This window comes from Caulobacter endophyticus (assembly GCF_003116815.1).
GTDB lineage: Bacteria > Pseudomonadota > Alphaproteobacteria > Caulobacterales > Caulobacteraceae > Caulobacter > Caulobacter endophyticus.
Window position 1 is genome coordinate 296754 of record NZ_QDKQ01000034.1, and the last position, 21178, is coordinate 317931.

A 21178-nucleotide genomic window follows, 5' to 3' on the forward strand; every position below is an offset into this window, starting at 1 on the left:
GGTCGCGGAGGCCCTGGCTCCACTTCCGCGACAGCCCGTTCGCGCCAAAATGGCGCCCGGTAGCCTTAACCTTCGGCGCGAGGCAGCGACAGAACCACCCTCAGGCCGCCGAGCGGCGAATCGTCCAGCCGCACCGAGCCGCCATAGGCCCGGGCCAATTCATCGACGATCGACAGGCCAAGACCCGTCCCCGGCGTGTGCTCGTCCATCCGCTGGCCGCGCTTGAGCGCATCGGCCCGCTGCCCGGGCGGAATGCCGGGACCATCGTCGTCGACGATCAGCAGCATCTTGCCCTCGCCGTCGGGCCTGGCCTCGGCCCGGATCCTGCCCTTCGACCACTTGCCGGCGTTTTCCATGACGTTGCCGGCCAGCTCCATGAAGTCCTGCCGCTCGCCCTGGAAGCACAGGTCTTCCGGACAGCGCCAGTCGATCTCCACGCCCCGGCCGTCGGACTTGTCCTGGAAGATCCGCTCCAGGGTCACGGCCAGTTCGTCGAGGATCGGCTCCACCGGCGTGCGCTCGCCGCTGGTCTGGGAGCGAGCCGCCGCGCGGGCCCGGCGCAGGTGGTGGTCGACCTGCTCGCGCATGGTCTGGGCCTGGCGCTCGACCACCTCGGCCAGCGGCCCGCCCTGCTGGCTGGCCTCGGTCAGCATCACCGACAGCGGCGTCTTCAGGGCGTGAGCGAGATTTCCCACGTGGGTGCGCTGGCGCTCGACCACTTCCTGGTTATGGGCCAGGAGGCCGTTCAGTTCGCCGGCCAGCGGCTCCAGTTCCACCGGATAGGGCCCGGCCAGCCGCTCGGCCTTGCCGCGCCGCACGTCGGCGATCTCGCGGCGCAGTCGGAAGATCGGCTGCAGGCCGAAGCGCACCTGCACCACGATCGCCAGGATCAGGCCCGCGCCCAGCAGCAGCAGGGCGAATATGGTGATCCGGCCGAAGCGGTCGGCGTCGGCGTCGATCGGCGAGCGGTCCTCGGCGGCGATGAACACCACCGGATCGGGATAGTTGGGCAGCCGCGCCAGGATCGCCGCCGCCCGCAGCGGTTTGTCCTGCGGCCCGTGCATGTCGAAGAACTGGGTCTTGCCCGGGTCGGCGGTCAGCCGGTCCACCTGGGCGGTCGACAGCATCAGGTCGCTGTCGAACAGCGAGCGCGAGCGCTCGACCGCCTTCAGCGCCCCGTTCTTCTGGGCGAAGATCGTCCAGTAGCGCCCCGAATAGGCGCGGGTCGCGCGGATGTCGGTCAGGAACGGCGCCTTCAGCACCCCGTCCTCCACTGCCGAGCCAGCGTAGAGGTCGTCGGTCAGCACCGCCAGCGACTGGTCGAACCGGCGGATGGCCGCGTCGCGGAACTGGGCGGTCAGGAAGGCCCCGGCCGCCAGCAGCACGATCAGCGTCCAGATGGCCGCCAGCAGCACCAGCCGCCGGACGAGCGAGCGCTTGCGGAAGTCGAGCAGCATCAGGCGCCGCCGCGCGGGATCACCCGGCCGTCTCGCCTTCCAGCGGGATCAGGCGGTAGCCCAGGCCGCGCACCGTCTCGATGCGGTCGGCGCCCAGCTTCTTGCGAAGCCGGCCGATGAACACCTCGATGGTGTTTGAGTCGCGGTCGAAGTCCTGGTCGTACAGGTGCTCGACCAGCTCGGTGCGGCCGATCACCCGGCCCTGGTGCATCATCATGTAGTGCAGCAGGCGGTATTCCAGCGAGGTCAGCCGCAGCGGCTCGCCGTTGACGCTGGCCCGCGCCGCGCGCGGGTCCAGGCGCAGGCCGCCGCAGGTCAGGCTCGGCGCGGCGTGGCCGGCCGAGCGTCGCAGCAGCGCCCGCAGGCGCGCCAGCAGTTCCTCGGTGTGGAAGGGCTTGGTCAGATAGTCGTCGGCGCCCGCGTCGAAGCCGGCCACCTTGTCGCTCCAGTCGCCGCGGGCGGTCAGGATCAGCACCGGGGTTGCGACATTGCCGCGCCGCCAGCGCTCCAGCACCGACACCCCGTCCACCTTGGGCAAACCCAGGTCGAGAACGACCGCGTCATAGGGCTCGGTCTCGCCCAGGAACTGGGCCTCCTCGCCGTCGGCGGCGTGGTCGACGGCGTAGCCGGCGTCGGCCAGGGCCAGCTTCAGCTGGCGCGACAGGTCGGGTTCGTCTTCGACGAGCAGAATGCGCATGTTACCTAAGAGACTCCTTAGCCCCCGCTGAGGATCCGGCCGCTCTCGGCGTCGACGATAAAGTCGATGCGGCGGCCGTCGGTCGTCGCCCAGCGGATGCGATAGTTGCGGCCTTCCAGGCCCGCGTCCAGCAGGCGGCCGGGCGTGCGGCGGGCGATGCTCTCGATCACCGCGCTCAGCGGCACCAGCCGGCCCGACTGAACGCCGCCACGCGCCTGGTCCTGCCGGGCCCGCCAGTCGGCGCCCAGGGAGTCAGGGCCGCGCTGGGCCAGAGCCGCGCCCGGAAGGGCGGCGACGATGGCGGCTGCGGCGAGTATGGCTCGGATCGGCTTCATGGCGTCCGGTTTAGCCGCGCACGGCTGAATGGAGACTGAACGCGGGGTTTATGAACGGTGTGCGACGTCCTGTCACGGTCCAAGGCCCAGCTTCACCGCAATCTCAGATCACATAAAGATATTCTTATGTCTTGATCGACAAAGCGGGCGACGATCCGCGGGCCTTGCCTCTCAGAACGCCCCGGCCACCGTCCCCACGGCGATCACCACCGCCAGGGCCGCCACCGACGGCACGATTCCCACCATCACGATGTCGCCGTAGCTCTCCTTATGCCCGCAGCCGCAAAGGGCCAGCAGGCTGACCACCGCCCCGTTGTGCGGCAGAATGTCGAGCGTGCCCGAGCCGATCACCGCCACCCGGTGCAGCAGCGCCGGGTCCACCGCGTGGCGGGCGGCCAGGTCCACATAGGTCGGCCCCAGCGCCTCCAGGGCGATGGTCAGCCCGCCCGAGGCCGAGCCGGTCAGCGCCGCCAGCACGTTGGTCGCCGCCGCCAGAGATACCAGCGGCCCGCCCGGCAGGTCCAGCACCGCGTCGCGCACCAGGCCGAAGGCCGGCAGGCCCGCGATCACAGCGCCGAAGCCCACCAGGCTGCACACCGACAGCGCCGGCAGCACCGAGGCGTTGGCCCCCGCGTCCATGCTGCGTTTCAGGTTCGACAGCCGCGTCCAGTGGATCGCCACCAGCGCCGCCGTCCCCGCCGCCAGGGCCGCGGCCACCGACCACACGCCCGCCACGTCGCTCAGGGTCGCCCCGCCCCAGCGCGGCTCAGCCAGGAACGAGGCGTCGATCCTCGGCAGCACCACGAGCGACATCGCAAGGTTCACCGCGATCACCACGGCCAGCGGCGCGACCGCCGCCAGGAAGCCCGGCGCCGAGGCCGCGCTCGCCCCGCGCTCCAGTTCGGCGGTGTCGAAGTCGCGCGCCGTCACCGCTCGCTCGCGCACGTCCGGATCGCCGGCCGCAGGCGCCTGCCGCTCGACGCCGCCATATCCCTCGCCGGCCTTGCGGGCGCGCCCTTGGGCATAGGTCAGCCAGGCCAGGCCGCCGGCCAGCATCACCACCGCCGCCAGCAGCCCCAGCCCCGGCGCCGCATAGGGCGTGGTGCCGAAGAACGGCATCGGAATGGCGTTCTGGATCGCCGGCGAGCCCGGCAGGGCCGTCATGGTGAAGGTCGAGGTCCCCAGGATCAGCGCCGCCGGCATCAGCCGCCGGGGCGTGTCGGCCGCCCGGAACACCGCCTTGGCCATGGGGACCAGCACGAAGAAGGCGACGAACAGGCTGACCCCGCCATAGGTCACGACCGCGCCCGCCAGCACCACCGCCGGCGCCGCCCGCCGCGCGCCCAGGCGCTGCGTCAGGGTCTGGGCGATGGCCGCCACCGAGCCGCTGTCGTCCATCAGCTTGCCGAACAGCGCGCCCAGCAAGAACAGGGGAAAGAACTGGGCCAGGAACCCGGCCGCGCCGGGCATGAACCTCTGGGTCAGGCTGGCCAGCAGCGGCTCGCCCCCGAATGCGGCCGCCACTAGCGCCGCGGCCGGCGCCAGCAGCAGCACGCTCCAGCCCCGAAAGGCCAGGCCCACCAGCAGCGCCAGCGCCAGGACGATCCCGAGAAAACCCATGCCGCGCGCCCTCCAGGCATCAACCTGGCGAGCTTTCATGTCGCCGGCGCGACAGGCAACTGGTGATGGCGCTCAAGGCCGCGCCGGCCTCGCGTCAGGCGTCGTCCCAGTCAGCCAGGTCCGGCGCGTGCATCCAGGAATGCACCCAGCCGCCGTGGGCATGAGCCAGCACGACCGCCTCGCGGATCATCAGCCGCACGGCGCGATTGGTCAGGGGCTGCTCGCGCCGCAGGAACAGCATCTCGCGCTCGATGTTGACGCGGGCGATCCGCCAGCCGCGAACCGCCGTCAGCGTCGAAAGCACCTGCGCCGGCAGGTCGACGCGCACCTCCACGGTGTGCGGCCGGCGCCGGTCCAGGCCGTGCGACCGCCGCCAGAGCCACAGCATCGAGCGTGGCCGCCACAGGCGAAGGATCTTCGCCCGCAGCACCTTGGGATAAAGGTAGGGATCCAGGGCCTAGCGCCGCTTGGGCGTATAGGGCTTCTGCTCGCGCCAGGCCTGGGCGAACTTTTCCAGGTCCTCGTCGATGGTCTCGGGCAGGGTGACGACCAGGCGGGCGTAGAGGTCGCCGCGATGGCCCTTGGCGTCGGCCAGGCCCCGGCCCTTCAGCCGCAGCTTGGCGCCGCTGTTGGCGCCCTTGGGCACGGTGACGTTGACGGGACCGTCCGGCGTCGGGGCCTCGACCTTGCCGCCCAGCACCGCGTCGGGAACGCTGACCGGCAGGTCCATGACCAGGTGCTCGCCTTCCTTGCGGTAGATCGGGTGCGGCTTGACCGCCAGCTCGATCAGGGCGTCGCCGTTGCCGCCGCGCCCCGGGCTGCCCTGGCCCTTCAGGCGCAGGGTCTGGCCTTCCTGGGCGCCGGCCGGGATCGTCACGTCGATGGTGCGGCCGTCCGAGAAGGCCACGCGCTTCTTGCCGCCCTTGATCGACTCTTCCAGGTCGATATCGAGCCGCGCGCGCACGTCCGCGCCCTTGGCCGAGAAACCGCCGCCGCCGAAGCCGCCGCCGGCTCCCGCGCCGCGATTGCGGCCCAGTATGTCGCCAAACAGGTCGTTGAGGTCGATCTCGGGGCCCTCGCCCCCGCCGCCGCCGCGCCCGAAGCCGCCGCCCCGGCCAAAGCCGCCGCCGAACGGACCGCCGCCGCCGCCGCCGCCGAAGCCGCGCATGGTCTCGCGCCCGTCGGCGTCGATCTCGCCGGCGTCGAACTTCTTCTTCTTCTCGGCGTCGCCGAGGATGTCGAAGGCGGCGCTGACCTGCTTGAACTTGTCCTCGGCCTTCTTGTCACCCGGGTTGGTGTCGGGGTGATATTGCTTGGCCAGCTTGCGGAACGCCTTGCGGATCTCGTCCGCGCTCGCGCCGCGGGAAACGCCAAGCTCCAGATAGGGGTCGCGCGCCAAGGAAGGCCCTCAAGGAAGTACGGAAATGTCGAAGCCCCTCAATTAGGCGGTTCCGCGCCGGGCGCAAGCCAAATGTTGCATTAATATCACAGCGCGATCGTCGCAGGCGCTCCCCAGCCCCAGATCGCCGAGCCCTGCGCCACCCTGGCGCGCAGCGCCCCGGACGGTCCCGCCGGCAGGTCGGTCGCCCGCATGGCCGCCGTCCAGGCGAAGGCGGGCGTCGAAACCTGCGCCGTCCGCACCACCGCCTCCCCGTCCAGGATCTCCACCCGCCAGGCCTCGGTCGCCTCCGAGAGCGGGACCTCCGCCTCCCAGCTGTCGCCGCCGATCCGGGTCCGGCGGATCCACGACAGCCGCGTCTCGCCGCCCGCCGTCTTCGCCCGCAGGTGGGCCGGCGACCACGGCCGCAGGGCCTGCCCCCGCCAGGTCGCCTCCACCTGACGCATCCCGGGCCCGGCCGCCGGACCGCCGGCCGGAGCGGCGCGCCAGATCAGCGGCAGGCCGCGCTCGGCCAGCGACGCCTCGGCTCTCGCCAGCGCCTCGTCGACCAGCACCGCCTCGGCGCCGGCCGCGACCATCTGGGCCATGTCCGACCCGCCCTGCCCTCGCAGCAGGCCGCTCAGCGCGAAGGCGTCCGGCCCCACGGCCTCCGCCTCCAGGAACTGCAGCAGCTCCCAGCCGCCTGGTCCGCGCACCGCCAGCAGGTTCTCGCCGGCCAGCACCGCGGCCCGGCTGCGGCTCCGCGGCGCCCCGCCTTCCAGCCGCACGACGAGAGGCGTTCCCCGGTCGATGCGGTGGCGCGGTCCGGCCGGCAGGTCCGACAGCGTCGTCCCCACCACCGCCCCGGTCGTCGCCCCGGCCCGCACCCGCAGGCTCTCCACGTCCGCCCCCGCATGCACGTCGAAGGCCCGCCACGGCTGGGCCGCCACCGCCACCAGCGGCCGGGCGTCCTCCTCCGCGCCGGGCAGCGGCGGCAGGTCCAGCACCATCAGCGCCGGCGGCCCCGGCGCCGGACGCGACGGCGCCGGGCTCCAGTCGATCTCGCCGCCCGCCTCGCCCGCCGCCGGCAACACCGGCAGCAGCGTCGCCCGCGGCCGCTCGTCCACATCCACCCGCGTCACCCGCCAGGCCTGGCCGTCCAGCGCCAGCCGGTCGCCGGCCTCCCAGGCCAGGGCCGCCAGCGGCGACAGGTGGACGATCCGCTCGCGCCGCGCCGCGCTTTCCGCATCCAGGCGGCGCTGGGCGATCGCGCCCGCCTGGACCGCCGTCAGCACCAGCGGCGCCTCCACGTCCAGGGTCAGGGCCCCGGCCCCGCCGCGCACGATCAGGCCGCCGGCCTGGTAGTCGCGCGCCAGGTCGACGAAGCGCAGCCGCACGGCCGCGGCCGGATCCTCCAGCCGCCGCGCCGCACTGGCCGGCGCCCCGCGATCCTCCGGCCAGGCCAGGTCGTCCTCGTCCAGCGTCCCCGACGCCGGACCCGAGCGCGACACCAGCCGCACCCGCCCGCCGCGCTCCACCGCATCCAGCCCGAAGGCCTCGGTCAGCGGCGCCAGGGCGTCGCGCACCCGCATCGGCCGCTCGATCAGATAGCCGGCCACGACGCCGGACGCCTCGCCCGGATCGATCTCCACCCCGGCTCGCGCCGCCACCGCCACGACCAGCTCGCCCAGGCTAAAGGCGCCGGCCCGGCCGTTCAGCCAGTGGCCCAGCCGCCAGTTCGGAGCGTCGGCCCACACCCCCGCGCGCGCCGGAAAGTCGGGAAACGGCCGCGCGTCCCAGCACCAGGCGCTGGCCTGCTCGATCATCGGCCCGCCATAGACCGGCGACACCGGATTGGCCTCCGCGTCGGCCACCCACCCCAGCACCGCTTCCAGCGCCCGCCGCTGGCCCAGCTCGTCGGCGCTCGCGTCCGAGAACGGCGGCAGGGCGCTTTCGCCGCTCTTCTCGTCGACGAACAGGTTGGGCGCATTGGCGCCCTTGTCCACCGCCCCGCAACCGAACTCGATCAGCCGGATCGGCTTGGATTTCGGAACCCAAGCCGTCGGGCTCGCCGCCCGCCCCCCGCCGGGCCGGTCGTGGTGCGGATTGGACCACCAGGACAGCAGGTCCTTGGGCCGGAACACCCAAGGCTCGCCATGCGCCCCGTCGGTGATCGGGCTGCGGACCTGCGCCGCCCGGTCCGCAGCCGAGGCGTAGAACCACTCGAAACCCTCGCCGCCCGTCAGCCCCTGGCGCAGATAGGCCAGGTCGTGCGGCCCGCCCCAGCCGGCGGCGGCGTCCAGATGGTCCGTCCCGTCCCGCCAGTCGGTGATCGGCGGGTAGTAGTCGATCCCCACGAAGTCGATGTCCGGATCGGCCCACAGCGGGTCGAGATGGAAATGCACGTCGCCCGAGCCGTCGGCCGGCTGGGAGCCGAAATACTCGCTCCAGTCGGCGGCGTAGCCGATCTTCGTCTCCGGTCCGACGATCGCGCGCACCTGCCCGGCCAGGGCCTTCAGCGCCCCGACCGCGGGAAAGCCCGCCGCGTCCCGCACCCGGGTCAGCCCCGCCAGCTCCGAGCCGATCAGGAAGCCGTCCACCCCGCCCGCCTGCACGGCCAGAACCGCATAGTGCCGCACGAACCGCGAAAAGCCCCACTGGCCGTCGAAGAACGCCGCTGCTTGAGCGGCCGCCGCCGGGGTCTTGTGCGGCGATCCCGCCCGTCCCGGCGCGGGATGGCAGGTGATCCGCCCCCGCCAGGGATAGGCGGCCTGCTCGGCGCCGCCGTGCGGATCGACAAGTCCGCTGCCCGCCGGCACGTCCATCAGCACGAACGGATAGAGCGTGACGCCCAGCCCCCGCCGCTTCAGCTCGGCGATCGCCTGCACCACCGCCGCATCGGCCGGCGTGCCGCCATAGGCGACCCCGCCGCCGCTGTGCGAAATCAGGTGCGCCTGCCCCCGCTCCAGCCCCGCCACCTGCCAGGCCATCGGCTCGGTCGGCTTGTCGGCCGCCTCGACGCCCGGCCGGATCTCGCAGGCTCCGCAGCGCAGGTCGGTCCCGAACCACGAGACCACCAGGTTCACGTGCGTCACGTTCGGCAGCTGCGCCTGCAGCTGGTCCAGCGACAGCAGGAGGTCGGCCCGCCCCTCGGCGTTGTTCTGGTTCTCGGACTTCGTCCGCGTCAGCCCCTCGCGACGCAGCACCACGTCGGTCGCCAGCACGAACTCGCCCGCCCCGGGGATCAGGCACACGCTCTGCAGCCGGTCCTCCAGCCCTGTCCCGTCGCCGCCCACGCGGCGGAACACCTCGAACGACAGCTGCGGCGGCCGCCCGCCGAAGGCGTCCAGCGACAGGTCCTCGAACACCACATAGGCCGTGCCGCGATAGGCCGGCGCCTCGCCCTCCACCGCCGCGATCAGGGGATCGGGAAGCTGGTCCTCGGTTCCGCGATGGACGCGCATGACCACGCCGTCCATGTCCATCACCTTGCCGTCGGCCCACACCCGGCCGACGCCGTCGATCGGCCCCTCGCCGACCGCCAGGGCCAGCGACAGGCTGTAGCCGTAGCTGCGCACGCGCCCGCCCTTGCCGCCGGTCTCGCGGCGGTGCTCGGCGAAGCGCGTCGCCCAGATCACCTGGCCGCTCACCCGCGCCCGGCCGAACACGCACGGCGTCGGCGCGCCCTCGGCCGCTCCGGTCAGCCGCAGCTCGGCGATGCGCGGCCCCTCGCGCGCAGGCGCCAGGGCCGAGGCGAGGCCCACGTCGACCATCGCCGCCAGGCCCGCCCCGATCGCCCCCACGACGCCCTGGCCCGAGCCGGCCGCCTTCAGGATCATCTGCGCCATCACACGCTCTCCGGAAACGAGAAGGCGGCGACCAGCCGCGTGCGCCACCAGGGTCCCAGCCAGCTCTCGATGCAGGCCCGCCCCCAGTAGGCATGGATCATCCGCGCGCCCGCCGGACCTTGCTCCGACAGGATCGCGCAGTGCTTGGCCGCCGCCCCGGCGGCCACGCGGAACACCAGCACGTCGCCCGGCCGCGCCTCGGCCGGCGCGAGGGGGACCAGGGTCCGCGAAAGCCCCTCCAGCAGCGGCTCGCCCGTCCCCAGCTCGGCCCAGTCGGGGCGATAGGGCGGCGGCGCCTCGCGCTCGGCGCCGTGCAGCGCCCGCCACACCCCGCGCACCAGCCCCAGGCAGTCGCAGCCCACGCCCTTGAGACTGGCCTGGTGCTGGTAGGGCGTGCCGAGCCACGCCCTGGCCTCGGCCAGGACCCGCGCCCTCATCGCCGGCCCCCGTCGTTGGCCTCGCCCTGCGAGGGATAGAGGGTGACGAAGTCCTCGCCCGGCAGGCTTGGAAAGCCGCGGAAGTTGGCGGCGTTGGAAAACACCTCGCGGCAGGTCGCCCAGCGCCGGTCGCAGCGGGCGCCGGGATGGGCGGCAAGGTCGACGCCGCAGCGCGCGTCGCCCAGGCTCGCGTCGCAGTTTCGGGCATAGGCCCGGCCGGCCACGCGCTCCAGCTCGGCCGCCGGCCCCTCCAGCTCGGCGGTGAAGGCCGCGCCGGTCCAGGCCAGCCGCGCCACCTTCGCCCGCCACAGCTCGACGAACAGGTCCGGCATGCGCCAGTCCACCCGCCGGCAGACCACCCTCGCCCCGTCATAGAGCCCGGCCTCAATGTCGGCCGCGGTGATCGCCGCGTCGTCCAGCGCCCCCAGCGCCGCCGCCAGGCCGGGACCAGACCCCGACTCGCTCTGCGCCGCGCCGGCCGTCCAGCCGCTGGCCGCCCGGCAGGCCACACCCGCCACCGCAAGGTCGCGGTCGTGGTCGGTGAAGCCCAGCACCGTCCCGTCCAGGCGGGTCAGCACCCAGGCGTGGCAAAGGCCCGCCGCCCCGCTCTCGATGCGCGCCGCCAGCGCCGCGTCGACCGCGCGCATCAGACCCGCACCTCGACCAGCGACACCGCCCCCACCCGGGCCGCGCCGAACCCCTCCAGGGTCACGTCGATCCGGTCGAGGTCGAAGCGCACCGGCGTATCGAACAGGAAGCCCGCGGTGACCCTCGCCCCCGCCGCCGGCGCGCTGGCCAGGGTCACCAGGCCCGTGGCCGCGTCGACCGCGAAGGCCCCGGCCGCCTGCTCCACCCCGGCCACCGCCACCCGCACGCCGCCCGCCTGCGGCTTGGCGATCGGCCGGATCACCGCCGCCTCGACGTCGGCCCCATAGGACTTGGCCAGCTGGAACACCGTCCGCGCCCCGTCGCCCACGCCCAGCGCCTGGTCGGTCGGCGCCGGGGTCAGCGACGGCGCGCACGACTTGAAGTCGGCCGGATCGCGGAACCGGAACCCGCAAAGCCGCCCCCGCCGCGCCTCGAAGAACGCGACCAGCTCGGCCGCCTCGTCCAGGCTGCGCGTGGCCGTGCCCACCAGATAGCGCCGGCGCCCGTGAGCCCAGGGGCTGGACCGCTGCTCGAAGCCCGAGGCCAGGCCGACGATCTCGGTGCGGCGCTCGATCCCGCTCGTCCCGCCGAAGGCCAGGCGAACGGGCAGCCGCACCTCGTGAAAGGCGCTCATCCCCAGGGTCGTCTCAAGGCTCATCAGCGAGTCCTCCTTGACAGCTGCACAATGTGAGTGATTATTTACTTACATTCTATCCAGACCCGCCGGAGACCCCGCCGTGCCCTTCTTCGCCCTGCTCCTCTCGCCGCGCGGCGCCATCGGCCGCGGACCGTTCTGGCTGGGCCTGTTCCTGCTGCTCGGGCTCGAGATCGGCGGCTTCCTGGCGTTCGGGCGCCATGGCGCGGCCCCCATGGCCGCCGTGCCCCTGGTCGGGCCCTGGCTGGTCGACGTCAGCGGTCCGGCGCTGGGCTTCGACGGCTGGGTCCCCGGCCTCGCCATCCTGGCCCTGCAGGGCTGGATCAGCGGCGTCCTGTGCCTCAAGCGCCTGCGCGACATGGGCCACGGCCCCTGGCCGCTGGTCGGGGTCTGGGGCCTGGACCTGATCCTCACCGGCGGGCTGATGGCCTGGATGGGCCGCCTGGACGGCATGGCCGTGATCGTGCCGATCTTCACCGGCGCCGGCGCCTCGGGCCTGCTGTGGCTGGCCCTGCTGGGCTGGCTGGGCGTCGAGGCCGGTCCGCGCCGCGCGAAGCCCGCGCCCGAACTGGCGCCGACCTTCGCCCCGGCGGGTTAAACCCTTGTCATGACGTCCATTTCACTTCAGCCGCGCAGGGGCAGGCCCTAGTCTCTCCTCAAGGTTGGGAGACAAGAGACATGGACTGGAAAACCCTTATGTTCTCCGCCGACGGCCGCATCGGCCGTCAGGCGTTCTGGATCGCCTGGCTCGTCCTGCTGGGCGTCAACACGGTCGCCCACTGGGTTCCGGTGATCGGTCAGCTGGCCGCCCTGGCCTCGCTCTACTGCTTCGTCTGCATCTACGCCAAGCGCCTGCACGACATGGGCAAGAGCGGCTGGTGGCAGATCATGCCGATCGTCCTGGGTCCGGTGCTGCTGATCGGTTCGGCCCTGTGGCTGGGCTTCGGCGCGGCGGCCATCGCCCTGAGCGGCGGCGACCCCGAGCTCTTCGCCCTCGCCGGCGCCGGCGGCGTGGTCATGGCCCTGGTCCTGGGCTTCCTGGTCAGCATCGCCTTCACCCTCTGGGTCGGCTGCAGCCAGGGCGAGACCAGCGACAACCGCTGGGGCGACCCGCCCCTGAACGCTCTGGCCGTCTGATCGACGCGTGCGATAGCCCTTTCACCGACGCAACCCCGCCGCTACTGTCGCGGCGGGGTTTTGCGTGTCGGGGGCGGCGTGGACGCGATCAGGAACTATCTGCTGGGCCGCTGCCGCCGGCTGGAATACTGGATCACCGTCGGGGCTCTGATCGGGTGCCACCTGGGCCTGCGCTTCGTCACCGACAACGCCGTCCTCGTCTGGCTGCTGATCGGCGCCTGGTTCCTGTTGGCCTCGCGGCGGTTCCGCGACATCGGCTGGCCCGTCTGGTTCTGCCTGGCGCCGATCCCCGTCCTTCTGGCCTTGATCGCGGCGGCGTTCGTGATCGGCGTCGACCTGGATCGCCCCGGCCAGACCGCGATCCTCAACACGTTGCCGGTCGCCATGATCATCCTGTGGCTGGGCTTCTGGCTGACGATCGGCGTCTGGAGATCCAAGCCCTCGACCCTCCCGACGCCCCGCGACCAAGCCGAGGTGTTCGGATGATCGCCCCCGTCGTCGCCTATCTGACCGGTCGCGGCGAACGCCTGGAATACTGGCTCTCGTTCGTGGGCCTGCTGGTCGCCGCGTTCGTGGCTCTGGAGCTGATCCGCAACGAACTCTTCGCCGACGCCATGGACTGGCTGACCCTGGCCGTCTGGAGCGCCTTCGCCGCCCGTCGCCTGCGCGACGCGGGCCTGCCGTTCTGGCTGGCGCCGTTCCCGGCGCCGATCATCCTGCTGACCATCGCTCTGAACAAAGCCTTCGCGGTCGATCCCGGACGGTTGAACATCGAAGGCTCCTCGACGGAGTTCTCCACCAGCCTGTTCAACCTCGGAGCGGCCCTGCTGATGGTCGGCCTGATCGTCGTTCTCGGCTGCCTGCCCTCGCGCAAGCCCAAGGCCGCGCCGGGCGAAACCGCCGAGGTGTTCGGCTAGAGCCGTCGCGCGCCCAGGCTCACCGCCCGCGCCAGCGCCTGGGCCAGCTGGGCGTCCGAGCGGGCCAGGCCGCCGGCGTCGCCGCCGCTGACCTGCACCGTCACGCTGATCCCGCCGCCGCCCGCCGCCTCGATCGTCCCGGCCCCGGCCGGACGGAACACTTCGGGCCCGCGCTCGCCGACCAGATAGGCCCCGCCGCCGGTCACCGGCCCGCCCTCGGCCCGCGCCCCGGAGAACGCGCCCGACAGCGCAGCCCCCAGGGCCTCGCCCAGGCCGCCGCCCCCGCTTCGTCCGCCGCCGGAGACCGCCCCCAGCACCGCCCGCGCCAGCTCGCCCAGCGACACCTCGCCGTCGGCCGCCGCCCGCGACAGCGACCGCGCCAGGCTGGCCCCGGCGACCGCGAACACCTCCTCGATCGACCGCGCCGCCGCCCGGGCGGGCGCCTCCAGCGAGGCCAGCGCCTCGCCCGCCTCGGCCGTGCGCAGCGGCAGGCCCTCAAGCTCGTCGAAACCGCTCATTGGTCTGCTCCTTCCTCATCGGGAAACCGCGCCATCAGCGCCGCCAGGCCCGACCGCGCCAGCACAGGCGCGGACGGCGCCCCTGCCAGCGCCCGCCACTCCTTCAGCGACAGCCGCCAGAAGGCCTGCGGCGGCGCGGCGAACTCGATCGCCGCCCGCCGCAGCATCGCGCCCCAGGGCGTCACGCGGCCGCCGCCAGGGCCTTGGCCACCGCGTCGGCGGCCTCGCGCGGGTGCAGCCCCGCCACGTCCAGCGGCCCCAGCTCGTCGTCGACCAGCGCCGCCAGCACCGCCATCAGGTCGCTCGCCGACGGCCGCGCCAGCCGCTGGGGCAGCTGGCTCCAGTCGGCCAGCCCCAGCGCCGCCTCGATCCGCGCCAGGGCGCCGAGCGTCAGGCACAGCCGCCGCGTCACGCCGCCCAGCACCACGGCGACCTCGCCCCTGGCCAGGTTGGGAAGGGTCATCTCGCCGCCCCCTTCAGATCGCCGTCACGCTGACCGCCCCGGCCGAGGCCAGGGTCAGGGCGAAGGCCGCCTCGCCGTCGTGCTGGCCGGCATATTCCAGCGCCGAGACCAGGAACGGCCCCTCCAGCTGGGCGAAGTCGGGGATGACGAGGCGCCAGGTCCTGGCGGTCTGGGAAAAGAAGCTGTCGCGCACCAGGGCGTCCGAGGCCGCGTCGCGAAACACCCCCGCCCCCGACACCGCGGCCGAGCGCACGCCGGCCCCGGCCAGCAGTTCGCGCCAGCGCCCGGCGCTGTCGCCGTCGGTGGCGTCGATGGTCCTGGCGTTCAGGCTGATGGTCCGGGCGCGCAGCCCCGCCACCGTCACGAACGCCTGCGGCGAGCCCTCGTCGCCGATCTTCAGCAGCATGTCCTTGCCGGCTTGCGCGGCCATGGTCGGTCTCCTCGATCTCTGTTGGGAAGTTCAGGCCGGCTCGCTGACGGCCCGCACGCGCAGCACGCCCAGGGTCAGCTCGTCGTCGGCCGCGGCGAACACGTCGCAAAAGCGCACCTTCAGCGAAGCCAGCACCCGCCCCTCGACGGCCGGCCGCGCGTCGTGCAGCGCCAGCCGCGCGGCCGCGACCATGGCCCGCGCCTCCTCCGGCCCGCCGAAACGCGAGGCGCAGGTGATCGTCACCACGTGCTCGAGCAGGTCGGCCTCGCCCACGGGGCGGCTCTCGATCCGGCCGACGCTGACGCACGGATAGGTCAGCATCCTGGGCGGGGCGGCGTGCACCCGCGTCCCCGCGATCGCCGACACCGCCGGCGCGCCGGCCAGCAGCTGGGCCAGCGCCCTGGCCAGGGCGACCTCGGCGCTCACAGCCGGGCCTCCCGATAGGGCGCGATCCAGGGCTCGACCAGCGACAGCGGCGGCGGCCTGCCGTCGTGCCGATGCTCGTAGGCGTGGCAGGCAAGGATCAGCACGGCCAGGCGCAGCGGCGCGGGACTGGCGGCGCTCAGCACGACGCCGGCGGCCTGCCCGACCCGCGCCTCGGCGGCGTCGATCAGCAGGCCGACCAGCTCGTCCTCGCCGCTCGCACGCAGGAATTCCTTGGCCTGCGCCAAGGTCACTGAGTTGGGCATGGGGATTGTCCATTTTTCAGGAGCCTCCCCCCGTGGGGGAGGCGATCGCGTAGCGATCGGTGGGGGGTGACCGCGACGACGGCCAACGCCCCGAAAGCTGCCCCCCTCCGGCCCTTCGGGCCGCCTCCCCCACGGGGGAGGTTCTCGGAGAGCCGGAGGGGTTCCGTTCAGATCAGCTCACCGAGAACTTCAGCAGCTTCACCGCGTCGAAGTTCTGCACGCCGCCGCCGACGCGCTTCGTCGTGTAGAACAGCACGTGCGGCTTGGCCGAATAGGGGTCGCGCAGCACCCGCACCCCGGCGCGATCGACGATCAGGTAGCCCTTTTCGAAGTCCCCGAACGCCACGGCGAAGCTGTTGGCCGCCACGTCGGGCATGGCCTCGATCTCGGTGACCGGAAAACCGAGCAGGGACGCCGACTGCCCCGGCTGCAGCGCCGCGTTCCAGATGTAGTTGCCCTGCGCGTCCTTGAACTTGCGCACCGCGCTGACCGTGCGGCGGTTCAGCATGAAGCGGCCGTTCTGGCGGTACTGGGCCTTGGCCGAATAGATCAGGTCGATCAGCTTGTCGGTCGGGTTGCTGGCCGGCCAGTTCCCGGCCACGCCGGTGGCCACATAGCCCAGTTGACCCCACGTGTACGACGCGTCCGGGGCTGCGGTGTAGGCCAGGAGGCCCTTGGGCTTGTTGACCCCGTCGCCGGCCACGAAGGCCGCCGTCTCCTGGGCGGCGAAGGCGTCCTGCACCTCCTCGGCCAGCCACTCGTCGATGCTGACATAGGCGTCGTCGAGCAGGGCCTGGGTCGCGGCCGGACTGGCGTAGAGCTCGCCGGCCGGGAAGTCGATGACGTCCAGCGTGGGCGCCGTGGTCTCCGGACGGGCGGCCGTCTCGGCCACCCAGGCCGCCGCCAGGCCCGTGGGGCTGACCGGCTTGCGGAAGGTCCCGCCGCCGATGGTGCGCACCTGGCAGATCTCGCGCATCGGCGAGGTGGCGGCCAGGCGGCGCAGGATCTGCCGCTCCAGTTCGGGCGGCGCCACATAGCCGCCGGCCGTGGCCGTCCCCTCCGACAGGCCCTTGGCCTCCAGAAGACCGCCCGTCTCGCCCGTCTTCACATAGCGGTCGAAGGCGGCCTTGCGCTCGTCGACCCGCGCGGCCGGGGCCTCGCCCGCCAGGGCCGGACGGCGGCTGTCGGCCAGCACGCGGTCCAGCCGATCCTGGGCCGCGTTCAGGGCCGCGTCGATGCGCGACACCTTCTCCTCCAGCAGCACGTCGGCGCTCTTGCTCTCGATCGCCGCCAGCCGCTGGTCGTTGGCCGCCTTGAAGCCCTCGAACGCCGCCAGCATCTCGGCCAGCGCCGCCCGGGCCTCCGGCGAGGCCGGGACCTGTTTGGTTTCCTTCATGGAGTTCTCCGTTTTTGGGAAGATCCTCCCCCAGAAGGGGGAGGTGTCGGCCCGGCGAAGGCCGGGACGACAGAGGGGGAAGTGGCCGGCGCGGGGATCGCTTCCCCCTCCGGCCCTCCGGGCCACCTCCCCCTTTGGGGGGAGGATTTCTGTGTTCAAACCACCGCCAGCCGCGCCTGAGGCAGCATCGGAAACGTCACGATCGACACCTCCCAGAGGTCGACGCGGGAGAGCACCCGCAGGGCGCCGTCGCGCCGCGCCTTGACCTGCCGAAACCCGATCGACAGCCCGTCCAGAGCGCCAGCCCTGACCAGGGCCGCCACCAGCCGCCCGCGCGGCGTCGCGGTGATGATCCGCCCACGGACGAACAGGCCGCGCGCGTCCTCGAACGCCTCGTCCCAGACCCCCACGGGCTCGGCCTCGTCATGCTGGTGCAGCATGCGGATCGGCCCGGCCTCCAGGCTTTGCTTGAAGGCGCCGGCGGCGGTGACGTCGTCGTTGAGGTCGCGGGTCCAGAACAGCGACGCATAGCCCTCGATGCGCAGGTCGCTCATCGCCCGGCTCCATCGAGCTTGGCCTCGATGCGCACCAGCGCCGCGCGCGTGGCCTCGGCCTGGGTCTCCAGCCTGGCCAGCCGCTCGGCCACCGGCGCCTGGGCGTCGAGGCGCCGCGTCAGGTCGTCGATCCGCGCGCTGGCCCGCCCAGCCCACATCAGCGCCGCGGCCGCCTGCAGCGTCACCGCCACCAGCACGGCCGCCGAGATCTGGCGGTCCAGCCGCCAGCGGTTGGGTGTTGTCATCAACCTCTCCAGAATTCAGGAACCTCCCCCGTGGGGCAGGCGGCCGAAGGCCGGTGGGGGGAAGTTTTCAGCTTCCGGGGCGCCTGAACGTCGGCGCCGGCTCCCCCCTCCGATCGCTGCGCGATCGCCTCCCCCACAGGGGGAGGTTCTCTAGATTTCCAACCCCGCCAACCTTCTCCGCTCGGCGTCCGTCAGGAAGCTGGCCGCCTCCAGCCGCGCCCACAGGGCGTCGCGCTCGGCGCTCAGCGCCGGCACGGCGTCCAGGTCGCAGCCCACCCGCGCGCCGGGGAACTTGGCCCCCAGCCAGGCGGTGATCGCCCGCGCCGCCCGCTCGGCCAGGGGAACCACCGTGTGCCGCCAGAACGCCCCGTTGGCCTCGCGATAGTTGGCGTAGGTGTTGTCGCCGGGGATCCCCAGGAGCTGCGGCGGAACCCCGAAGGCCAGGGCGATCTCGCGCGCCGCCGCGTGCTTGCCCTCGACGAAGTCCAGATCCGCCGGCGTCAGCGACATCGGCTTCCACTCCAGCCCGCCCTCCAGCAGCAGCGGCCGCCCGGCGTTGTCGGCGCCGCCATGCGCATTGGCCAGCTCGGCCTTCAGCCGCTCGAACTGTTCCTCGGAAAGCCGGTCGCCGTCGCGCCCGCCGTAGACCAGCGCCCCCGAGGGCCGCGCGGCGTTGTCGAGCAGGCTCTTGTTCCACGCCCCCGAGGCGTTGTGCACGTCGATGGCGAAGGCGGCGGCCTCCAGCGGCGAGGCCCCGTAGTGGTCGCTCGTGGGGTTGAACAGCTTCAGGTGCAGCACGGGCAGCCAGCCCTCGGCGTCCCGCGCGATCCGCGCCGTCCGCCCGCCGGCCTGGTAGTCGTAGGCCGCCGGCCAGCCGCGCGGCCCGGGAACCACCGCCATCCGGTCGGGCCTCAGGGCGTAGAGCTCGGTCGGCTGCTCGCCGGCCGCTTCCAGGTAGCCGTTGCCCGCCACCTGCAGGTGCCCGAAGAACTGCTCCATCAGGTCCGGTCCGCCCTGCTCGGGATTGGGCCGGGCTAGCAGCCGCGCCAGCGGGTGATCCTCGCGGCGCCGTCCCTCGTGGAACACCGCCAGCGGCACGGCCGCCGCCGCCTCGGCGATCATCCGCACGCAGCGATAGGCCACCGGGTTCTTCGCAAACCCCTCGCTGGCCAGCGCCCCATAGTCCCTCGGCGTCCACTGCGGCCGCCCGCCGCTGGTCAGGGCGACCAGCCTGGCCGCCCGAGACTCCTTGATTTCCGGCACGCGCCGGCGCGCGAAAAGGGCCATGGCCGCTCCCGTGATGATTGAGAACAAATAAAGAACGATGTATCAAGATCCTCCCCCTGAAGGGGGAGGTGTCGCGAAGCGACGGAGGGGGAAGTCCATGCAGTCGCTCAGACCCCGCATCGCCCGAGCCCGAAAGCTCCGGCGAGAGATGTCCCTCCCCGAAGTCCTGCTATGGCAGGGCCTCAAGGGCGGTCGCCTGGAGGGATGGAAATTCCGCCGACAACATCCCGCCGGCCCCTACGTCTTGGATTTCTACTGCCCCCAGGCTCAGCTGGCCGTCGAGATCGACGGCTATGCCCACGAAACCGAGGACCGGCCTGAGCGGGATCGCATCCGCGACCTGCGTCTTGCCGAGCGAGGCGTGCGAACCTTGCGGATACCGGCCTTCGAAGTGCTCGCGTCCGTCGACGATGCTCTGGCCACGATCCTGGCCTTGATCGAAGACACTTCCCCCTCCGGCCCTCCGGGCCACCTCCCCCTTCAGGGGGAGGATCCTTGAAGCCGCCCGCAGGGCGCTAAACCACCCGGAGCCGCGGCTCCCTCCCTCCGCCCAGCATCAGCTCGCTCAGCGCCCAGACCAGCGCATCGGCCCGGTCCGGACTGTGCCCGAGATCCCCGTCGCCCAGGCCCATCAACTCCTCCTCCAGCGCCGGAAACGCCCCGCAGTGCACCACGCGCCCCTGTTCATAGAGCGCCGCCACCGGCTCGGCCCGCGCCCGCTTGCCCACGGACGCCCGCACCAGCTTGATCGGGCACGGCGGCGCGGCCTGGGCCAGCACGGTGCGCACCATGTCGCCGCCCTGGTTGGCCTCGGCCACCAGGGCGTCGGCGTCGAAATCCACCGCCGCCGCCACCGCCAGGCGCGCCCAGCCGTTGGGCGAAAGCCCTCGCGCCGTGCGGTCGGCCAGCACATAGGCTCGGCCGTCCCTGCGGCCGGCCACCACCACCCCGCAGGCGTCGCCGCGCGCCGTGGCCGGCGGGTCGACCGCCACCACCACCCGGTCGAATTTCGCTGGCGGCGCGCCGCGGCAGCGCGCCAGGTCCTCGGCCCGGAACAGCCCGCCGTCGGTCTCGACGACGATGCCCTCAAGCTCCTGGGCCGCCAGCCGGGTGCCGCCGTACAGCCCCTCCAGCGTGGCCAGGAACTGGGGCGCCAGGTTGCCGGCGTTGGCCGCCGTCCCCGCCCGCGTGGTCACCACGCCCGGCTGCGCCATCAAGACCTTCAGCGCCCGGGTCGGACGCGGCGTGGTGGTCACCACCAGCCTGGGATCCTCGCCCAGCCTCAAGCCGAACCGCAGCATGGCCAGGGTCTCGCTGGCCTTGGGCCAGGCGCAGAACTCGTCGGCCCAGGCGGCATGGAACTGCGGCCCGCGCAGGCTGTCGGGATCCTCCGCCGAAAAGGCGTAGGCCTCCGCGCCCGTCTCCCAGACCAGCCGCCGGCGCGAGCCTTCCCAGCGCACGCGGTTGCCCGCCTGGGCCATGGCCCGCAGGCCCGACGGCCCCTCGATCATCACCTCGCGCACGTCGTGGAAGGTGGGTCCCACCAGCGCCATCCGGCACGGGCGCGCGGCCTGGTCGGTGATCCAGCCGGCCCCGGCGAAGGTCTTGCCCGCGCCCCGCCCGCCCAGCATCAGCCAGGTCGCCCAGGGGTCACTCGGCGGTGTCTGGTGATCCGCCGCCTTCCACGACCGCGCCAGCGCCGCCGCCGCCAGACCCAAGTCCGGCACGCAGCTCAACCAGACGCTTAAGTTCCAGGGTTCGCCCAACAGGTCCCAAGCGGCGCTCGAGATCGGCGTGGAGTTTCTCCACCCGTTCAGCGGTCCAGGGTTCGTCGTCATTCATCGCCATCTCCTCGCCGACCGCCTTGGCGATCCGCGCTTGCTTGGCGGCCGAGATCTTTCGCGAGCGCAGCGCCGCGGCGTGGAGCATCTCCACCGGCCGCCCGACCAGGGCGACCTGCTTGCTGGCGTCCAGGCGCGCCTTCGGCGGCTCGTCCTTCACCTGGGTCAGCAGTTCCTTGGCGGCGCCGTGATAGGTCTCCACGACCAGGTCGCGGATCTCGTTCAGCAGCGCGTCGTTCTGTTCGCTTTTCTCGGCCATGACAGAAGCATACGGCGCCAGCGAGCGCGTCTGATCCAGCCCCATGAGAAAGTTGCAAGCGACTGATATCGCCCGATTCTTTTCCGTCTACGCCGAGGATCCACGCTGCTCTATCCCCGTCCGGGGGTCCTTCTCCCCTTGCGGGAGAAGGTGGCGGCCGAAGGCCGACGGATGAGGGGTCGAAAGCCCGGTCCGTCTAGGTCTGAGAGACCCCTCACCCGACCCGCTACGCGGGCCACCCTCTCCCGCAAGGGGAGTGTTGCGAAATTAGCCGATTGTGATTCCCTGGGTTTAGTACGGGGAGGCCAGGCATGGCGGTGAAGCAGACGGGTCAGTTCAGTTTCGCCGAGGCGCTGATGCCGGTGGG

At 72.7% G+C, this 21178-nt stretch carries 26 protein-coding genes and 1 pseudogene; 5 read left to right on the plus strand and 22 right to left on the minus strand.

The genetic code is table 11. The annotated features are described in order from the left end of the window. Window positions 1-65: 65 nt before the first annotated feature. The 10 genes from DDF67_RS10045 to DDF67_RS10090 form a co-directional block, all read right to left on the minus strand. Window positions 66-1460: a sensor histidine kinase gene (locus tag DDF67_RS10045; protein WP_109100737.1), complete on the minus strand. Its 1395-nt coding sequence runs from the start codon at window positions 1458-1460 to the stop codon at window positions 66-68. 16 nt (window positions 1461-1476) lie between these two features. Further along, window positions 1477-2154: a response regulator transcription factor gene (locus tag DDF67_RS10050; protein ID WP_109100738.1), complete on the minus strand. Its 678-nt coding sequence runs from the start codon at window positions 2152-2154 to the stop codon at window positions 1477-1479. 17 nt (window positions 2155-2171) lie between these two features. After that, window positions 2172-2489, minus strand: a complete 318-nt coding sequence (locus tag DDF67_RS10055) for a PepSY domain-containing protein (RefSeq protein ID WP_109100739.1) — start codon at window positions 2487-2489, stop codon at window positions 2172-2174. A 171-nt stretch (window positions 2490-2660) separates the two neighbouring features. Further along, on the minus strand, window positions 2661-4109 hold the full coding sequence (locus DDF67_RS10060) for a GntP family permease (RefSeq protein WP_109100740.1): 1449 nt from the start codon (window positions 4107-4109) through the stop codon (window positions 2661-2663). A gap of 94 nt (window positions 4110-4203) precedes the next feature. Further along, window positions 4204-4497, minus strand: coding sequence for a hypothetical protein (locus DDF67_RS10065; RefSeq protein ID WP_109100741.1), 294 nt, complete (start codon window positions 4495-4497; stop codon window positions 4204-4206). Between the two features lie 69 nt (window positions 4498-4566). After that, window positions 4567-5508 carry a DnaJ C-terminal domain-containing protein gene (locus tag DDF67_RS10070; RefSeq protein WP_109100742.1) on the minus strand — a complete coding sequence of 314 codons (942 nt, stop codon included), beginning with the start codon at window positions 5506-5508 and terminating at the stop codon, window positions 4567-4569. Between the two features lie 86 nt (window positions 5509-5594). Then, complete coding sequence (locus tag DDF67_RS10075; protein ID WP_109100743.1) at window positions 5595-9335, minus strand: baseplate multidomain protein megatron; 3741 nt, start codon at window positions 9333-9335, stop codon at window positions 5595-5597. Beyond that, on the minus strand, window positions 9335-9772 hold the full coding sequence (locus DDF67_RS10080; protein WP_109100744.1) for an NlpC/P60 family protein: 438 nt from the start codon (window positions 9770-9772) through the stop codon (window positions 9335-9337). The genes DDF67_RS10075 and DDF67_RS10080 overlap by 1 nt, the downstream gene beginning before the upstream one ends. Continuing rightward, entirely contained in the window at window positions 9769-10419 is a 651-nt protein-coding gene (locus tag DDF67_RS10085) for a baseplate hub domain-containing protein (protein ID WP_109100745.1), read from the minus strand. The genes DDF67_RS10080 and DDF67_RS10085 overlap by 4 nt, the downstream gene beginning before the upstream one ends. Next, a complete protein-coding gene (locus DDF67_RS10090) occupies window positions 10419-11054 on the minus strand; it encodes a DUF2460 domain-containing protein (protein WP_109100789.1) in 636 nt (211 codons plus the stop codon). The genes DDF67_RS10085 and DDF67_RS10090 overlap by 1 nt, the downstream gene beginning before the upstream one ends. A gap of 103 nt (window positions 11055-11157) precedes the next feature. Here DDF67_RS10090 and DDF67_RS10095 point away from each other — a divergent pair, with 103 nt between their 5' ends. The 4 genes from DDF67_RS10095 (at window position 11158) to DDF67_RS10110 (ending at window position 13129) form a co-directional block, all read left to right on the plus strand. Next, entirely contained in the window at window positions 11158-11673 is a 516-nt protein-coding gene (locus DDF67_RS10095) for a hypothetical protein (RefSeq protein ID WP_109100746.1), read from the plus strand. An 80-nt stretch (window positions 11674-11753) separates the two neighbouring features. Further along, complete coding sequence (locus DDF67_RS10100; protein ID WP_109100747.1) at window positions 11754-12212, plus strand: DUF805 domain-containing protein; 459 nt, start codon at window positions 11754-11756, stop codon at window positions 12210-12212. A 78-nt stretch (window positions 12213-12290) separates the two neighbouring features. Beyond that, entirely contained in the window at window positions 12291-12698 is a 408-nt protein-coding gene (locus DDF67_RS10105; RefSeq protein WP_109100748.1) for a hypothetical protein, read from the plus strand. Next, window positions 12695-13129 (plus strand): DUF805 domain-containing protein, encoded by a 435-nt coding sequence (locus DDF67_RS10110; protein ID WP_109100749.1) that lies wholly within the window; start codon window positions 12695-12697, stop codon window positions 13127-13129. The genes DDF67_RS10105 and DDF67_RS10110 overlap by 4 nt, the downstream gene beginning before the upstream one ends. Here DDF67_RS10110 and DDF67_RS10115 read toward each other — a convergent pair. The 10 genes and pseudogenes from DDF67_RS10115 to DDF67_RS10165 form a co-directional block, all read right to left on the minus strand. Beyond that, window positions 13126-13647 carry a phage tail tape measure protein gene (locus tag DDF67_RS10115; RefSeq protein ID WP_109100750.1) on the minus strand — a complete coding sequence of 174 codons (522 nt, stop codon included), beginning with the start codon at window positions 13645-13647 and terminating at the stop codon, window positions 13126-13128. The genes DDF67_RS10110 and DDF67_RS10115 overlap by 4 nt on opposite strands. Further along, window positions 13644-13832 carry a phage tail assembly chaperone gene (locus DDF67_RS10120; protein ID WP_408608601.1) on the minus strand — a complete coding sequence of 63 codons (189 nt, stop codon included), beginning with the start codon at window positions 13830-13832 and terminating at the stop codon, window positions 13644-13646. Before DDF67_RS10120 ends, DDF67_RS10115 begins: the two co-directional genes overlap by 4 nt. Continuing rightward, entirely contained in the window at window positions 13829-14110 is a 282-nt protein-coding gene (locus tag DDF67_RS10125) for a GTA-gp10 family protein (RefSeq protein ID WP_109100752.1), read from the minus strand. The genes DDF67_RS10120 and DDF67_RS10125 overlap by 4 nt, the downstream gene beginning before the upstream one ends. A gap of 13 nt (window positions 14111-14123) precedes the next feature. Next, window positions 14124-14540 carry a phage major tail protein, TP901-1 family gene (locus DDF67_RS10130; RefSeq protein WP_109100753.1) on the minus strand — a complete coding sequence of 139 codons (417 nt, stop codon included), beginning with the start codon at window positions 14538-14540 and terminating at the stop codon, window positions 14124-14126. A gap of 30 nt (window positions 14541-14570) precedes the next feature. Then, window positions 14571-14966, minus strand: a complete 396-nt coding sequence (locus DDF67_RS26010) for a DUF3168 domain-containing protein (RefSeq protein ID WP_109100754.1) — start codon at window positions 14964-14966, stop codon at window positions 14571-14573. After that, entirely contained in the window at window positions 14963-15229 is a 267-nt protein-coding gene (locus DDF67_RS26015; RefSeq protein WP_109100755.1) for a head-tail connector protein, read from the minus strand. Before DDF67_RS26015 ends, DDF67_RS26010 begins: the two co-directional genes overlap by 4 nt. Window positions 15230-15401: 172 nt before the next feature. Further along, window positions 15402-16625: a phage major capsid protein gene (locus DDF67_RS10145; protein ID WP_109100756.1), complete on the minus strand. Its 1224-nt coding sequence runs from the start codon at window positions 16623-16625 to the stop codon at window positions 15402-15404. Between the two features lie 155 nt (window positions 16626-16780). Further along, complete coding sequence (locus tag DDF67_RS10155; RefSeq protein WP_109100757.1) at window positions 16781-17179, minus strand: HK97 family phage prohead protease; 399 nt, start codon at window positions 17177-17179, stop codon at window positions 16781-16783. Then, the gene (locus DDF67_RS10160) at window positions 17176-17424 is read right to left on the minus strand and encodes a hypothetical protein (protein ID WP_109100758.1); all 249 of its coding nucleotides are present in this window, start codon (window positions 17422-17424) and stop codon (window positions 17176-17178) included. Before DDF67_RS10160 ends, DDF67_RS10155 begins: the two co-directional genes overlap by 4 nt. Window positions 17425-17574: 150 nt before the next feature. Further along, window positions 17575-18760: pseudogene (locus DDF67_RS10165) on the minus strand (phage portal protein). Between the two features lie 99 nt (window positions 18761-18859). Between DDF67_RS10165 and DDF67_RS10170 the strand changes: the two are divergent. Next, window positions 18860-19210 (plus strand): endonuclease domain-containing protein, encoded by a 351-nt coding sequence (locus tag DDF67_RS10170; protein ID WP_233247601.1) that lies wholly within the window; start codon window positions 18860-18862, stop codon window positions 19208-19210. Between the two features lie 16 nt (window positions 19211-19226). Here the strand turns inward: DDF67_RS10170 and DDF67_RS10175 are convergent, their stop codons facing one another. Both DDF67_RS10175 and DDF67_RS26020 read right to left on the minus strand, forming a co-directional pair. Continuing rightward, window positions 19227-20438: a DNA-packaging protein gene (locus DDF67_RS10175; protein WP_233247602.1), complete on the minus strand. Its 1212-nt coding sequence runs from the start codon at window positions 20436-20438 to the stop codon at window positions 19227-19229. Beyond that, window positions 20362-20856 (minus strand): hypothetical protein, encoded by a 495-nt coding sequence (locus DDF67_RS26020; RefSeq protein ID WP_233247603.1) that lies wholly within the window; start codon window positions 20854-20856, stop codon window positions 20362-20364. The genes DDF67_RS10175 and DDF67_RS26020 overlap by 77 nt, the downstream gene beginning before the upstream one ends. Window positions 20857-21178: the final 322 nt, after the last annotated feature.